Annotated in this window: 14 protein-coding genes, 1 tRNA gene and 1 pseudogene; 8 read left to right on the top strand and 8 right to left on the bottom strand. The window is 64.8% G+C overall.

Annotated features, from left to right (window positions below; translation table 11 throughout):
- Positions 1 to 123: 123 nt before the first annotated feature.
- Complete coding sequence (locus BM372_RS02290; RefSeq protein ID WP_090951232.1) at positions 124 to 1,056, top strand: LysR family transcriptional regulator; 933 nt, start codon at positions 124 to 126, stop codon at positions 1,054 to 1,056.
- Between the two features lie 70 nt (positions 1,057 to 1,126).
- On the opposite strand, the pseudogene BM372_RS02285 reads toward BM372_RS02290, so the two are convergent.
- The 7 genes and pseudogenes from BM372_RS02285 to BM372_RS02255 all read right to left on the bottom strand — a co-directional run.
- Positions 1,127 to 1,276: pseudogene (locus BM372_RS02285) on the bottom strand (IclR family transcriptional regulator C-terminal domain-containing protein); the annotation flags it as partial.
- Positions 1,277 to 1,291: 15 nt separating this feature from the next.
- Positions 1,292 to 2,170, bottom strand: coding sequence for a bifunctional 5,10-methylenetetrahydrofolate dehydrogenase/5,10-methenyltetrahydrofolate cyclohydrolase (locus tag BM372_RS02280; protein ID WP_090951229.1), 879 nt, complete (start codon positions 2,168 to 2,170; stop codon positions 1,292 to 1,294).
- Complete coding sequence (locus BM372_RS02275) at positions 2,167 to 2,793, bottom strand: cyclodeaminase/cyclohydrolase family protein (protein WP_090951226.1); 627 nt, start codon at positions 2,791 to 2,793, stop codon at positions 2,167 to 2,169. Before BM372_RS02275 ends, BM372_RS02280 begins: the two co-directional genes overlap by 4 nt.
- 85 nt (positions 2,794 to 2,878) lie before the next feature.
- Positions 2,879 to 4,390, bottom strand: a complete 1,512-nt coding sequence (locus BM372_RS02270; protein WP_090951224.1) for an MFS transporter — start codon at positions 4,388 to 4,390, stop codon at positions 2,879 to 2,881.
- Between the two features lie 401 nt (positions 4,391 to 4,791).
- The gene (locus tag BM372_RS02265) at positions 4,792 to 5,598 is read right to left on the bottom strand and encodes an IclR family transcriptional regulator (RefSeq protein ID WP_090951221.1); all 807 of its coding nucleotides are present in this window, start codon (positions 5,596 to 5,598) and stop codon (positions 4,792 to 4,794) included.
- Positions 5,599 to 5,825: 227 nt separating this feature from the next.
- Entirely contained in the window at positions 5,826 to 7,325 is a 1,500-nt protein-coding gene (locus BM372_RS02260) for a catalase (protein ID WP_090951218.1), read from the bottom strand.
- 22 nt (positions 7,326 to 7,347) lie between these two features.
- Positions 7,348 to 7,815, bottom strand: coding sequence for a Fur family transcriptional regulator (locus BM372_RS02255; RefSeq protein WP_090951212.1), 468 nt, complete (start codon positions 7,813 to 7,815; stop codon positions 7,348 to 7,350).
- Positions 7,816 to 7,963: 148 nt separating this feature from the next.
- On the opposite strand from BM372_RS02255, the gene BM372_RS02250 reads away from it, so the two are divergent.
- The 4 genes from BM372_RS02250 to BM372_RS21210 all read left to right on the top strand — a co-directional run bounded on the left by BM372_RS02250 (position 7,964) and on the right by BM372_RS21210 (position 11,704).
- A complete protein-coding gene (locus tag BM372_RS02250; protein WP_090951210.1) occupies positions 7,964 to 9,271 on the top strand; it encodes an MFS transporter in 1,308 nt (435 codons plus the stop codon).
- Between the two features lie 45 nt (positions 9,272 to 9,316).
- Positions 9,317 to 10,186, top strand: coding sequence for a zinc metalloprotease HtpX (gene htpX, locus BM372_RS02245; protein ID WP_090951207.1), 870 nt, complete (start codon positions 9,317 to 9,319; stop codon positions 10,184 to 10,186).
- A gap of 327 nt (positions 10,187 to 10,513) precedes the next feature.
- Complete coding sequence (locus BM372_RS02240) at positions 10,514 to 10,867, top strand: hypothetical protein (RefSeq protein WP_090951204.1); 354 nt, start codon at positions 10,514 to 10,516, stop codon at positions 10,865 to 10,867.
- A 474-nt stretch (positions 10,868 to 11,341) separates the two neighbouring features.
- Positions 11,342 to 11,704 carry a tyrosine-type recombinase/integrase gene (locus BM372_RS21210; RefSeq protein ID WP_371261688.1) on the top strand — a complete coding sequence of 121 codons (363 nt, stop codon included), beginning with the start codon at positions 11,342 to 11,344 and terminating at the stop codon, positions 11,702 to 11,704.
- A 19-nt stretch (positions 11,705 to 11,723) separates the two neighbouring features.
- Here BM372_RS21210 and BM372_RS02230 read toward each other — a convergent pair whose 3' ends face one another.
- The gene (locus BM372_RS02230) at positions 11,724 to 12,215 is read right to left on the bottom strand and encodes a YajQ family cyclic di-GMP-binding protein (RefSeq protein WP_090951202.1); all 492 of its coding nucleotides are present in this window, start codon (positions 12,213 to 12,215) and stop codon (positions 11,724 to 11,726) included.
- Positions 12,216 to 12,412: 197 nt separating this feature from the next.
- On the opposite strand from BM372_RS02230, the gene BM372_RS02225 reads away from it, so the two are divergent.
- The 3 genes from BM372_RS02225 (at position 12,413) to BM372_RS02215 (ending at position 13,554) form a co-directional block, all read left to right on the top strand.
- Positions 12,413 to 12,667, top strand: a complete 255-nt coding sequence (locus tag BM372_RS02225) for a hypothetical protein (protein WP_090952867.1) — start codon at positions 12,413 to 12,415, stop codon at positions 12,665 to 12,667.
- A gap of 150 nt (positions 12,668 to 12,817) precedes the next feature.
- A tRNA-Tyr gene (locus BM372_RS02220) sits at positions 12,818 to 12,899 on the top strand.
- A gap of 67 nt (positions 12,900 to 12,966) precedes the next feature.
- Positions 12,967 to 13,554 (top strand): DinB family protein, encoded by a 588-nt coding sequence (locus BM372_RS02215; protein ID WP_090951199.1) that lies wholly within the window; start codon positions 12,967 to 12,969, stop codon positions 13,552 to 13,554.
- The last annotated feature ends 189 nt before the right edge of the window (positions 13,555 to 13,743 follow it).

The raw sequence follows: 13,743 nt of genomic DNA, 5'->3' as shown, positions 1-13,743 counted from the left end.
GTGCATGGGTGCTGATGCATGGGTGCTAGCGACGTGATCGAAGAGCTTGTACTGATGAGATTAGGGACGCATTAGCTGCAACAAAAGCGCAAACTTTTGAAGATAACCGTGCAGAATAGGTGCATGATTGATGCGAGGCTCATCACACTCCGCGTATTCGCCCGGTGCGGCACCATAGGCGCCACCGCGGAGCTCACGGGTTATTCTCCCTCTGCCGTCTCCGCGCAACTGCGGGAGCTCCAGCGCGTGCTCGGAATGCAGCTGCTGACGAAAGACGGCCGGGGCCTGCGGCTTACCGCCACGGGACGCTTTCTCGTGGCGGGCACGGATCCGCTCATTGCCCAGTGGGAGAGCCTGCGCGCCGCAGCCATGGAGGCCGGCGACCAGGTGCAGTCCCACTTTGGTCTCGGCGGATTCTCCTCTGCAGCCGCCCAGTTGCTCGCACCGCTGGCCGCCACCCTGCGCTCGACACACCCCCTGCTGGAGGTGCAGGTTCTTGAGGCTGATCCCGCCCGCTGCTTCGACCTGTTGATTGCCGAACGAATCGACCTGGCAGTTATCGTCGCCATGCAGTCCGACACTTATGGTGAGGACGATCCGCGCTTCGAGCAGAGAGTCCTGCTCGACGATCCACTGGACGTGATCATTCCCGGTGACCATCCGCTGGCATCACGGCAAACAGCGACGCTTGAAGAGTTGGCATCGGAACCCTGGATCACGGCGGCCGCCGGTTCCACCTACCACACCCTCTTCACCGCGGCGTTCACGGCAGTCGGAGTGACACCGCGGATTGCCCATGAAGCCGTTGAATGGGAAACCCACATCGCGTTCGTGGGTGCGGGGCTGGGCGTCGGCCTGCTGCCGCGGCTGGCGCCTTTGAATGGCGCCGAAAACGTGGTTCGGCTACGCATCACCGGCAAGGCGAAACCCACGCGCCGCATTGTCGCCGCGGTGCGCAGGGGCAGCATCGCCTCACCCCTGATCCAAGAATCGCTGGGCATCCTGCAGGTCAACGCCAACCGGATCCTCACCAACCGGCTCGGAGAGGACCTCTGAGCGCTGCCGGCGTGCGGCGTGCGTCCTGGCGTCCGGCAGCTTCCTTAGCCTCCCCATGGACGCTGATGCCTTAACAGCCGGTGTAGCCCATCCCGGCGCTAGCCTGCAGCCCCGTGTCTTTGAGGGCTTCGATCAGTCCCGGGGTCTTTTCCGGATCGAAACGGAAGGCCGGGCCGGAAATGCTGATGGCTCCGATCAAGGCACCCAGGTGGTTGTATACCGCTTTTCACCTCCGTCACCGTGTGACTACCGGCATCCGGGCGGCCCGCAACTGTTCCCGGGCCGCTTCGGCGGTGTGGAGCAGAAGGAGGGCAGTGGTGACTGAACCGACACCGCCGGGAACGGGTGTCAATGCGGCAGCTACTGCGTGGACGCTGGCTTGATCGACATCCCCGGCGAGGGAGCCGTCGGAAAGGACGTTTGTTCCCACATCGATGACGACTGCATGTTCCGAAACATCCGTCCCGGTGAGCAGCCCGGCGCGGCCCGCCGCAACAACAACGACGTCGGCGGCCCTGGTATATTTCCGGAGAGGGCCGGACTTCGAGTGGCAGACGGTGGTGGTGGCGTCCTTTTGCAGCAGCAACAGGGACAATGGCTTGCCGACCACGGTGGAACGGCCCACCACCACGACATTGCGGCCCGCTAGCGGGATTTCAAAATGGTCCAGCAGCTCCACGACGGCGCGCGCCGTGGCGGGGGCGAACGCGCGTTGTCCCACGGCGAGAAGTCCCAGGCTCATCGGATTTGCCCCGTCGATGTCCTTCTCCGGAGAGATGTGCTTGACCAGTTCCTGGCTTCTGACTCCGGGGGGTAAGGGGGTCTGCAGGATGATTCCATGGACGGAGGGCTGCGAACTGAGGTCCTCCAGCTCGGCAATGAGCACCTGTTCGGTCGCGGCGTGGCCGACGTCGATGATCCTGCAGTTGATGCCGGCGTTTTCAGAAGCGCGCTCGATGGAGCGCACGTACCAGTGCGTCGAGCTGTCCTCCGTCGCAACCACAACGGCGAGGGTTGGGCAAGAGCCCTCTTCGGCCAGGGCCTTGGTTTCGGTTTGGACCTGCTGCTGAATCAGTTTGGCCAGGGGCTTGCCGGAGAGCAGGGATGCAGTCATCGGAGGATCCTTTCCCGTACCTGGCGTGCGAGCGAGTCTGCCGCCAGCACGACTTTTTCTTCGAGGCCGTCAGTTTGTTCGGCCAGGGCAGCGCGCGCCTGGGCGTCCTTGATGGCGGTGACGTTGATGTCGATGTTGACGCGGGCTGTGGTCGCCGCGGCCCTGGCCGCGTCTGCTGCTGCGGCAATGTCGCTGATGACATTTGGGTTCGCAATGTCCAGAAGTTCGGCTGCAAGATCCACGATGGCGCCTGACAGCTGGATCAGCCGGGCCGGCGGTTGGGCAGCCTGGGCAAGTGCGTCGTTGATGGCCGCGGCCCGCGCCGCACGCTCGGTGTCGTTTGCCGCTGACAACTTGTAAGAGGCGATGACAGCCTGAAAGGCAGCTTCGTCGGCGTCGGCCAGCCCTAGTGTCTCGCCGATGAGGCCGTCGGCGGCGCCGATGATCCTGGACGTTGTCTCTGCGTGCTGCTCATATTTGCCGCCGGTGCTGAAGCGTGCCACCATCGCCACCAGGGCCGCGCCCTGGGCCGCGTGGAGAGCGGCGGCCGCGCCGCCGCCGGGGGTGGGCTGCCGTGATGCAAGCCTGCCGAGGTAGTCATTGAGAGTTTCTGAACCGATCATTTGTCCATTCCTGGGTTGGTTGAGGCTGAAGTCGGAAGTGTGCGAAATGGGCGCCGCTGCAAAGATGGTCGGGGGCCTGCCGGGATCACGCCGCTGAGGACGCGCCCGACTTCTCACGGGGCAGGTCATCCAAACGGATGGGCGGGTTCACGTACTGGGAGGCGATCAGCTCCTGCGCCTCGGCCACGGTGTCCACACTCGGCATGGAACCTGGCAGCGGGCGGCGGGCGGATTCGCGGAGGAAATAGATGGCGGCCGCGCCGATGATCGAGGTCGCCATGAGGTAATAGGCCGGGGCCATGTCGTTGCCGCTGACGTTGATGAGGCCCTGGATGAGGAAGGGCGTTGTACCGCCGAAGATCGCCACGGAAAAGTTGTAGGCGATGCCCATGCTGCTGTAGCGGCTCGAAGTCGGGAACAGCGCCGGCAGTGCTGAGGCGAGGTTGGCCACATAGAACGTCACGGGGAAGGCCACCAGGGCAAGGCCTGCCAAGGTGGACCAGGTGTCACCGATTCCAATCAGGACAAAGGCAGGCATGGCGAACAGAACGGTGCTCCCGGCGCCGATCCATAGCACCGGCCGGCGGCCGATGCGGTCCGAAAGCTTCCCCGTGAGCGGGATGCACAGGGACATCACCACGAGTACCGGAAGGGTCAGCAGCGTGCCGTGGATGGGATCGTAGCCTTTGGATTCGGTGAGGTATGTCGGCATGTAGGACGTCAGGACATAGCCAACGGTGTTGGCCGCGCAGGCGAGGATCATGGCCAGCACGATCGGGCGCCAGTAAGTCTTGATGATGCCCATCGATCCCTTGGCTGCAGCCTTTTCAGCTGCGGCCGCCTTGACAGCGGCCGACTCCTGCGCGTCCAGGGTTGCCTGGAACTGGGGCGATTCCTCGATCTTGTTCCGGAAGTAAATGGCGACCAGGCCCAGCGGTCCGGCGACCAGAAACGGCAGCCGCCAGCCCCATTCCTCCATGGCGGCCTGGCCGAGGGTGACCTGCAGGACGGACACCAGGGCGGCACCCAGGGCAAACCCGATGTAGGAGCCCATGTCCAGGAAGCTGGCGAAGAAGCCGCGCCGCTTGTCCGGGGCATACTCGCACACGAACGTGGTGGCACCGGCGTACTCGCCGCCAGTGGAGAAGCCCTGCACGAGCTTGAGGAGTACAAGCAGCGCGGCCGCCCAAGCGCCTATCTGTGCGTAGCCGGGCAGGAGGCCGACGGCGAAGGTGCTGGCCGCCATCAGCATGAGGGTCGCCGCGAGCACTTTCTGCCGCCCGACCTTGTCACCCAGCCTGCCGAACACGATGCCGCCGATGGGGCGCGCGACGAAGGTTGCCGCGAAGGTACCGAGTAGGAACAGGGTTTGGACGGTCCTGTCCGCTTCCGGGAGGAAGACGGGGCCCATGGTGGTGATCAAATAGCCGAACACACCGACGTCGTACCACTCCATGGTGTTGCCCACGATCGTGCCGCCAAGGGCCTTCTTGAGCATTTTCCGGTCCACGACGTTAATATCGGACATCGTGAGCCGGCGGGGCGATTGTCTGCCTTTGCTGCCCTGATCGGGAGCGACGTCACCTTTGGTTGGCATAAAGGGTTCCTTACTGAATGCTTGGGGGCTTCAGGCACGGCGAGCTAGGGCTACCCCCGCGGGGCAGGAACCAAGCACGGTGCGCGTGTGGGCCGACACCGCCGGGGAGTGAGCCCCCAGCGGACAGGGCGTGTGCGCGAAGCACCTTTTTCGTCAGGAGGCGCGGAACACCTGGATCCTTCGTGTTCCGCATTAAACAACGCGTTTCGGTTTATGCAACAGAGTGCGCGACGTCACACATATTGTCAAGAACATGACTCGCCCGGCGCCCAAGGGTGGAGGAAGCGCCCACCCCTACCCTTTCGGGTGGGCACAACCGATCATGGCCTAGCGCACCGGCGGCGGGGAGGGGACGATAGAGGGCAGCATTTTCCCCAAAAGGAGTTACGGCCCGCCCGGGGTTATCGGCGCGTGTAGCCCATTTTGGCGCTGATGCCCAGGCCGGCGTCGCGGAGGGATTCGATGAGGCCGGGGGTGTTTTCCGGGTCGAAGCGGAAGGCGGGGCCGGAGATGCTGACGGCGCCGATGACGGTTCCGAGGTGGTTGTAGACGGGCACGGCGATGGCGGTGAGCCCGATTTCGAATTCCTCGTGGACCACGGCGTAGCCGTCGCGGGAGACGTCGAGGAGCTGGGTTTCCAGGGCGTCGCGGTCCGTGATGGTGCGCGGGGTGCGGGCCGGAAGGCCGACCGCTTTGAGGATTCCGGCGCGTTCCTCGGCCGGGAGTGCTGCGAGCAGCACCTTGCCGCTGGAGGTGGCGTGCAGGGGCGTGAGGCTGCCGACCCAGTCGTAGGTGGCCAGGGTGGACGGACCCATGGCCTGGTCTACGTTCACCGCATAGTTCGAACGCAGAACGGCGAGGTTGACGGTTTCCTTGTATTCGTCCGCGAGGCGTTCCAGGACGGGGCGGGCCTCGTGGACCAGGCTCAGCCGGCCCGGGATGGAACTGGCCAGGCGCAGGATGCCGAAGCCGAGCTGGTATTTTCCGCGGTCGCTGTTTTGCCGCACGATCTCCCGGGAGACCAGGGAGCCGAGCAGCCGGGAGACGGTGGATTTGTGCACGCCCATTTCCTCGGCGATCTCGCTCACGCCCGCGTGCCCGTCCCGGGCGAGGATTTCCATGATCTGCAGGGCCCGGTCCACGGACTGCACGCCCCCGCCCTGCGCGTCCGGATCCCTGTCGGTCCCTAGTTCATCTTTTGCCGCCATCAGTGGTGCTCCCGTTTTGTCGCCGTGACCAGCGGTTAGGCTCTGCGCTATTACGCCTGCTTCACACGTTTGATCCTAGACGGAGACGGACGCCCGCCCGTCATTTCCGTCACCACAACGCCTGGTGAAGGGCGCAGACGCAAGGAACCCCGCCGCGGGCTTTGCCGCGGCGGGGTTCCTTTTCACCGGTTGAAGCGATTAGCCGGTCTCGTGACCGGCTGAAGCAATTAGTACTTCGTTGCTGCTTCGGCGTCGGACTCGGTCTGCCCTGCGCCCAGGTTGGCGCGGAGCTTGGCGCCGAACTCGGCGTCGACGTTGGTCCAGTACTGGATGGCGCGTTCCTTGATGCCCGGGCTCTTCACGCCGCTGACGGCGCCCGTGACGGTCTCCAGCAGACGGGCCTTCTCGCCCTCGTTGTAGACCTCGCGGTAGAGGGTGCCGGCCTGGCCGAAGTCGCTGTCCTCGGCGTGCAGGGAGTGCGCGGAGTGCGTGAGCGCGCCGTCGTTCTCCCAGCCGCCGGCCGGGTTCTGCGGCTCCACGGCGGCCGGGCCGCCGACGGAGTTCGGCGCGTAAACCGGAACAGAGGGGGCGTTGAAGTGGTAACGCCCGGCGCCGTCCTGGCTGTAGTTGTTCACCTGGTTCTTCGGCTGGTTCACCGGGATCTGGGCGTGGTTGGTGCCCACGCGGTAGCGGTGCGCGTCGGCGTAGGAGAAGATGCGGGCCTGCAGCATCTTGTCCGGCGACGCGGCGATGCCGGGCACGAAGTTCGACGGCGCGAAGGTGGCCTGCTCGATCTGCGCGAAGTAGTTCTCCGGGTTCTTGTTCAGTTCCATGGTGCCGACCTTGATCAGCGGGTAATCCGCGTGCGGCCAGACCTTGGTCAGGTCGAACGGGTTGAAGCGGTAGGTCTTGGCGTCCTCGTACGGCATGACCTGGACGTGCAGGTCCCAGGAGGGGAAGTTGCCGGCGGCAATGTTTTCCTGCAGGTCGCGGATGTAGAAGTCCGCGTCCGAGCCGGCCAGGGCCTCGGCCTCGTCGCCGGTGATGTTCTTGACGCCCTGGTTGGACTTGAAGTGGTACTTGACCCAGAAGCGCTCGCCCTCGGCGTTGATCCACTGGTAGGTGTGCGAGCCGTAACCCTGCATTTCACGCCAGGACGCGGGCAGGCCGCGGTCGCCCATGAGCCAGGTGACCTGGTGGGCGGACTCGGGGGAGAGGGTCCAGAAGTCCCACTGCATGTCGGCGTCGCGCAGGTGGCTGCCCGGGAGGCGCTTCTGCGAGTGGATGAAGTCCGGGAACTTGATGCCGTCGCGGATGAAGAAGACGGGGGTGTTGTTGCCCACGAGGTCGTAGTTGCCCTCGGTGGTGTAGAACTTCACTGCGAAGCCGCGCGGGTCACGCCAGGTGTCGGGCGAGCCGTTCTCGCCGGCGACGGAGGAGAAGCGGATGAGCATGTCCGTCTCGACACCGGGCTGCAGGAACGCGGCTTTGGTGTACTTCGAGACGTCCTCGGAGGCCTTGAAGGTGCCGAAAGCGCCGCCGCCTTTGGCGTGCACAACACGCTCCGGAACCCGCTCGCGGTTGAACTGGGCAAGCTTCTCGACCAGGTAGTGGTCGGTGAGGATGATGGCTCCGTCGGCGCCGACGGACTTCGAGTGGGCGTCGGAAGTGACGGGCGCGCCGGATTGTGTGGTGGACACGGCGGGCGCAGAGATGCTCTCAGTCATCTTTCTCCTTTGGTTGGGTTTCTTAGTTTTGTTCGGAAGGAAGTTGTTGGGCGCGCTGGCAGTCCTGGCAGATGCCCTGGTACAGCACGTCCGCGATCTGGATGGTCATTGGCTTCGCGTTGGCGTCCCAGTGCGGGGTGAGGCAGGGCGCGTGGCCCACGGCGCATTCGACGTCCTCCACGCGGCCGCAACTGATGCACACGGCATGGTGGTGGTTGTCTCCCACCCGGGTCTCATAGAGCGCGGGGGAGTGCGGTGGCTCGAAGCGGCGCAGCATGTGCAGATCGGTGAGGTCACCCAGGACCACGTAGACGGACTGGGCGGTCAGCTCCGGCAATTCCTGCCGGGCGGCGGCAAGGATCGCCTCCGCCGGCGAATGCGGGTGATGTTCGACGGCGGCCAGCACCGCCAGGCGCTGTTTGGTCACCCGGCGACCGTGGGCACGCAGGGCGGCCGCCCATGCGTCGTGGGTGCCCGAGGAATCCGTCATGGTCTCATTCAAGCACTTATTTTGACTGTCTCACAATAAGGTGAGGCTAATTAGTCCGTCCGTGTCACGGGTCCCCGCGCTCCGCCGCTGTAGGTGCGCGCCGCTAGCGTTGCGCTCCGCTAGCTTTGCCCGCCGCTAGAGTTGCACGGTGGGGAAATTTTTGGCGGACGTCACGCCGCTGCGCGAAAGTCCGGCCTTCCGTCGCCTGTGGCTCGGGTCCGCCGTCTCCGCACTCGGCAGCCAGCTGACCCTGGTGGCGGTCAGCCTGGAGGTGTACCGGCTCACCCAGGACAGCCTCTACGTCGGCCTGCTGAGCATCTTTGCCCTCGTGCCGCTCGTATTCGGCGGCCTCCTGGGCGGCTCCATCGCCGACGCGCACGACCGCCGCACAGTAGCCCTCCTGGCCTCGTCCGTCCTCTGGCTGACCACAGCCGCGCTCGCCCTGCAGGCCTGGCTGCAACTGGGCAACGTGTGGTTGCTGTATGCGCTGGTGGCGGTGCAGAGCGGCGCGCAGGCCATCAACCAGCCGGCCCGCAGCGCCATCATCCCGGTCCTGGTGCGCAAGGAACTGCTGCCGGCCGCCAACGCCCTGAACATGATGAGCTTCGGACTGACCATGACCGCCGGCCCGCTGCTGGCCGGCGTGCTCGTGGCCTGGATCGGCTTCGGCTGGACATACACAATCGACGTCGTCAGTTTCGCCTTTGCATTCTGGGCGCTCCTGAAACTGCCGTCCATGCCGCCCGGCGAACACGCCAGGCCGGCCGGACTGCGATCGGTGCTGGAGGGCTTCCGGTTCCTTGGCACCCGGCCCAACCTCCGGATGACGTTCGTGATCGACCTTGTGGCAATGATCTTCGCCCAGCCCCGGGCGCTGCTGCCTGCCATCGGTGCGCTGATGATCGGCGGCGGCGAGGCGACGGTCGGCATCCTGCTGGCCTCCACGGCCGTGGGGGCGTTCCTGGCCGGGCTGTTTTCGGGGCCGCTGGGCGGTGTTTGCCGGCAGGGCGCCGCCGTCGTTTGGTCGGTGATGGGCTGGGGCGCCTCGATTGCAGCCTTCGGCCTGATGGTCGTCTTCGCAGGCCAATCCGGCAGCGGGGGCGTGACGGTGTGGCTGCTGCCCGCCGCCGTGTGCTGCGCGCTGGCTGGAATCGCGGATTCCGTGAGCGCCGTCTTCCGGACCACCATCCTGCAGGCCTCCACACCGGACCACCTGCGCGGACGGCTGCAGGGGGTATTCGTCGTGGTGGTGGCCGGGGGACCCCGGATCGGGGACATGCTTGCAGGCGGCGCGACTAAACTTTTGAACGAGGGCTGGGTCCTGGTGCTCGGCGGCGTGCTGTGCGTTGCCGTGGCCTGGACCGTGGCCCACCTGCAGTCGGGCGGCCGCCTGCAGCCGGGAGCCCGGGAGCAGTCGGGGTTCCTGCAGTACGATGCGCGGAACCCGGTACCGTAGCGGTTCGTTTTTCTTGGTAGTTGAAGTTAGGCATCAGGAGGACCCGTGCACCAGCATCACAACGGATTGAAGACTGCGGCCCTTTTCGGAGTGCTCTGGGCGGTGCTGCTTGGCATGGGGGCCTTCATCGCAGCCGGGACCCGCAGCGCCGCGCCGATCTGGATCATGGCACTGATCGGCGTGGGCACCACCGCCTACGGGTACTGGAACAGCGACAAGCTCGCCATCCGGTCCATGCAGGCCTTTCCCGTCACGGAGGCCGAGGCGCCTCAGCTGTACCAGATCGTCCGGGAACTGTCCGGCAGGGCCAACCAGCCGATGCCGCGGATCTACATCTCGCCCACCATGGCGCCGAACGCCTTCGCCACCGGCCGGAATCCGCAGACCGCGGCGGTCTGCTGCACCGAGGGCATCCTGAGGCTGCTGGACGCCCGCGAGCTCCGCGGCGTCCTGGGCCATGAACTGATGCACGTCTACAACCGGGACATCCTGACGGCGTCGGTGGCCGCCGCCGTCGCCGGCGTCATTACCTCGGTGGCCCAGATGATGCTGCTGTTCGGTGGCGGGGACCGCCGCAACGCGAACCCGTTCGCCGCGATCGCGATGGCGCTGCTGGCCCCTTTCGCCGCGTCCCTGATCCAGATGGCCATCTCGCGGACGCGGGAGTACGACGCCGACGAAGACGGCTCCGCGCTCACCGGAGATCCGCTGGCACTCGCCTCCGCCCTGCGCAAGATCGAACAGGGCGTGCAAGCGGCGCCACTGCCGCAGGACCAGCGGCTGGTCAACGCCTCCCACATGATGATCGCCAACCCGTTCCGCGGCGGAGGCGTGGCCAAGATGTTCTCCACCCACCCGCCGATGGCCGAACGGATCGGCCGGCTGGAGCGGATGGCCGGCAGGCCTCTGCAGTAGACGCACCGCCTGCAGGGAACCCACGACGCGACGCCGGAACCGGCTGTCGACTCCGGTCAGCTGCGGAAGTTTACGGTTCGGATCATCCTCGCTGGGCGTCTCTGTCGTGGCCTCGATTCCAACCACCCTGATGGCAGTTACAGCCGCACACGGGGGTCCGCATGAACTCATAGCCGGGCTCCAACTCCTCGAACGGGGCTCGCTCAACGAGGTCGCCATGCTGTCCTTCCGACTCAACTGATCGGGTCGTGTTGGGTGGCGCCGGTAATGCCGCGGAGCCGCTTATAGACTGCTCTGGTACGTGTCCTCGACGAACTGGAGAAGTCTATGAACTACATCGGAAGTCAGTCAGAGAAGGCCGTGCCGGCCGGTGAGCTTGATCGGCGGCATGTCGGCCAGACGGTCAGCTTTCAGTCCAATGAATTCACCGTCGTTTTCGGTACGATCGCCGGCATTGCAAAAACTGAGGCGCAGGTATATCTAGCTCTCCTTGGGGTCGCCGGCGGCACCCATTTGAAGGATGAGTATGATCTGCCCATTGGTCAGAACGTCTATTTGCAGGCAGATCCGCTGGCCAGCGCGGAAAAGAGCCTCTCGGAAGCCGGGAAGATCGTGAAAGAAAAGATTGACGAGATCGCGAAGAACATTCGCGAACGTCAGGCCAAGGGCGATTCGGAGTAATCGAATCGTGCAGGCCCCACGTTCCTAACGGATGCCCCCGCGGCTGATTATTTGTGCCGCGGGGGCTTTCTCTGTCGAGCGGCGGTATGGCCCGTACGTCAGCCGTCCGATTCGGCGAGGGATTGGATCCGTGAGTCCATTCTGTACATGCCGAGTTCGGAAGGCTACTCGATGTTATAGGTCATGGCTGCGCCGAGGATTTGAGCGGGGCCGGCGGATCCCGGTCCGTAGCTACGCTGGAGGCAGCTCCGGACTGGTTTGCCCCTTTCGTCTCCGTCTGCGCGTTCGCGGGGCTGCGGCTGGGCGAGGCGGCGGGTTTGCAGTTGGCGGACGTGGACTTCCTGCGCAGGACCATCAGCGTCTCTCGGCAAATCCAAGGAAGCACCAAAGCTAACGCTGAGGTAGTCCCGCCCAAGCATGGCTCAGAGCGGGTGGTCTACGTGGCTGATGAACTGATCCAGGTCTTAGCCCTGCATGTGCAAACAGTCGGCGTCTTCGGTGATGAGAGATGGCTGTTTGGGTTGGGCGGAACCTATTTTCAACCGCAACTCAGCGGCAGACCGCTGGCGGCAGGTCCGCGAGGCCTCCGGCATAGGCGAGTTCACCCTTCACGATCTCCGGCACTTCTACGCCTCCGGTCTTATCGCTGATGGGTGCGACGTCGTTACCGTGCAGCGGGCTCTAGGCCATGCCGCGCCGTCGATCACCTTGAACACGTACTCCCACCTCTGGCCCACTGCCGAAGACAAGACGAGGACCGCAGGATCAAGGCTGATCGCTGCGGTCCTCGGGGATTCTGCGGACTCTGTGCGGACTGGGGAAGCAAGGCCCCTGTAATCATGCGGTGGAACCGTGATTAGCTGCGGAAGTTGACGAACTGCAGGTCGGCTTCCTCGAAGTTCTTCAGCAGCGCCATGGTCTCCTGGAGATCGTCGCGGGACTTGGACGTCACCCGCAGCTCATCGCCCTGGATCTGCGACTTTACTGACTTGGGGGCCTCGTCCCGGATCAGCTTGTTGATCTTCTTAGCGAGATCCTGGGCAATGCCTTCCTTGATGGAGGCCTCGAGCCGGAACTCCTTGCCGGAAGCGAAAGGCTCGCCGGTGTCGAGGGACTTCAGCGAGATGCCGCGGCGGATGAGCTTTGACTGCAGGACATCGAGCACTGCCAGCACCCGCTCTTCGGAGTTGGCCTTCATGAGGATCTTCTCGCCGCTGAAATCAACCTCGGCGCCGACCCCCTTGAAGTCGTAGCGCTGGGCGATTTCCTTCTGCGCCTGGTTCAGCGCGTTGGCGACTTCCTGCTTGTCTACCTTGCTGACGACGTCGAACGTGGATTCGCCTGCCATGACTGTCCTCCTGATGGTTGCCGGGTGCCTAAGGTGAGGCCGGGATGTCTGCGTTCCAGCCTAGTACGGATGCCCCGGATCTGGAGGCCGGCCGGCGCGCTCCGGTTTCACAGTCCGCTCATAGCTCAATCACGGCGGGAACGAAGCCGGGCCGGGAAAGGTTGCAAAAGTTGGAACCAATGCTGAAAGGCAGGAACATGCACCGCAAGGCCGTCCGCTACGTCACCCGCACTACCGCCGCCGCTGCCGGCAGCCTGGCTGTGAGGGCGACTTCCATTGCCGCCGCCGCGCTCGCGGCCTCCATTATTCTGAGCCCGGCCGCCGATGCGTCGGCCCGCATGGACGGAGTCCACGCCGATCTGGCCCGCGCCGTCCAGCTCAACCAGGTCACTCCGGAGCAGGCAGCGCGGTTCGAGGCCAGACTGGCGGGGCGCCTTCTCGGAGACGCCTGACTTTCGGGGCATTTTGGCCCGCCAGAGCGCCGATTCGATTCTTCGGCAGAAGTTCTGTAAAGTTGTCTTGCCCGCGGGTGCTGGAAGCGGAACGGACTGGAAACAGGCCGTCCGAAACTGGAAACCGCGAGTGATCTTCTTTTGAAGTTCGGCAGATTACCCGAGCGGCCAAAGGGGGCTGACTGTAAATCAGCTGGCAACGCCTACGGGGGTTCGAATCCCTCATCTGCCACCCTTGGAAAGCCTCCGGAACCGATAGGTTCCGGAGGCATTTCCTTTGTTTGGGTATAGTGCCCGTCATGGACGACAAGGCGATCTTGCACCACTACCTGCGCACCCGGCGGGAGGGCCTGTTGGGGAAGCTCGACGGCGTCAGCGAGTACGACGCGCGGAGGCCCCTCACGCCGACCGGAACGAACCTGCTGGGCCTGGTCAAGCACGTGGCCAGCGTGGAACTGGGGTATTTCGGGGAAGTCTTCGGCCGCCCGTCCGAGCTGGAGCTGCCGTGGCTCGCCGACGACGCAGAGCCGGACGCCGACATGTGGGCGGCCCCCGGCGAGACGCGGGAGCAGATCGTGGAACTGCACCACTTTTCGGCCGCCCACACCGACGCCACCATCGAAGCGCTCGCCCTCGACGCACCGGGCGAGGTGCCCTGGTGGCCGGAGGAGCGCAGGCATGTGACCCTGCACCAAATCCTCGTGCACATGTGCGTGGAGACGGCACACCACCTCGGCCACGCGGATATTCTGCGCGAACTCATCGACGGGAACGCCGGCATGCGCCCCGGGGATCCGAATCTTTCGGACCGCACGGCCGAAGGATGGGCCGCGCACCGGCGCCGCATTGAAGCTGCGGCCAAAGCGGCCCCGACTAGCGGGTCCTAGTCCAGCGGTTCCTAGTCCAGCGGGTCCGAGTCCAACCGGTCATAATCCAGGTCGGACCTGGTGGGTCCTAGTCGGTCCCAGTGAAGAATTTCGGCCCCAGAATCTCGCAGCGTGTTTTGGGCCACGTTTTGGGTTACGCGGGAGTAGGGTGGAGCAGTTCGTGTCAATCCCGGTTTGTGTCAGTTCTGA

The organism is Arthrobacter sp. ov118 (assembly GCF_900116495.1).
Classification (GTDB): domain Bacteria; phylum Actinomycetota; class Actinomycetes; order Actinomycetales; family Micrococcaceae; genus Arthrobacter.
Note: the sequence above shows the minus strand (reverse complement) of the source record. Positions and strands in the feature narration are given on the sequence as shown.

Excerpts from the sequence above, each read along its gene's own strand:
- BM372_RS02230 (WP_090951202.1), bottom strand. The coding sequence starts at position 12,215 with ATGGCAGGCGAATCCACGTTCGACGTCGTCAGCAAGGTAGACAAGCAG.
- BM372_RS02255 (WP_090951212.1), bottom strand. The coding sequence starts at position 7,815 with ATGACGGATTCCTCGGGCACCCACGACGCATGGGCGGCCGCCCTGCGT.
- BM372_RS21210 (WP_371261688.1), top strand. The coding sequence starts at position 11,342 with ATGTGCAAACAGTCGGCGTCTTCGGTGATGAGAGATGGCTGTTTGGGT.
- BM372_RS02280 (WP_090951229.1), bottom strand. The coding sequence starts at position 2,170 with ATGACTGCATCCCTGCTCTCCGGCAAGCCCCTGGCCAAACTGATTCAG.
- BM372_RS02225 (WP_090952867.1), top strand. The coding sequence starts at position 12,413 with ATGCACCGCAAGGCCGTCCGCTACGTCACCCGCACTACCGCCGCCGCT.
- BM372_RS02275 (WP_090951226.1), bottom strand. The coding sequence starts at position 2,793 with ATGATCGGTTCAGAAACTCTCAATGACTACCTCGGCAGGCTTGCATCA.
- BM372_RS02290 (WP_090951232.1), top strand. The coding sequence starts at position 124 with ATGATTGATGCGAGGCTCATCACACTCCGCGTATTCGCCCGGTGCGGC.
- BM372_RS02265 (WP_090951221.1), bottom strand. The coding sequence starts at position 5,598 with ATGGCGGCAAAAGATGAACTAGGGACCGACAGGGATCCGGACGCGCAG.
- BM372_RS02270 (WP_090951224.1), bottom strand. The coding sequence starts at position 4,390 with ATGCCAACCAAAGGTGACGTCGCTCCCGATCAGGGCAGCAAAGGCAGA.
- BM372_RS02215 (WP_090951199.1), top strand. The coding sequence starts at position 12,967 with ATGGACGACAAGGCGATCTTGCACCACTACCTGCGCACCCGGCGGGAG.
- BM372_RS02260 (WP_090951218.1), bottom strand. The coding sequence starts at position 7,325 with ATGACTGAGAGCATCTCTGCGCCCGCCGTGTCCACCACACAATCCGGC.
- BM372_RS02240 (WP_090951204.1), top strand. The coding sequence starts at position 10,514 with ATGAACTACATCGGAAGTCAGTCAGAGAAGGCCGTGCCGGCCGGTGAG.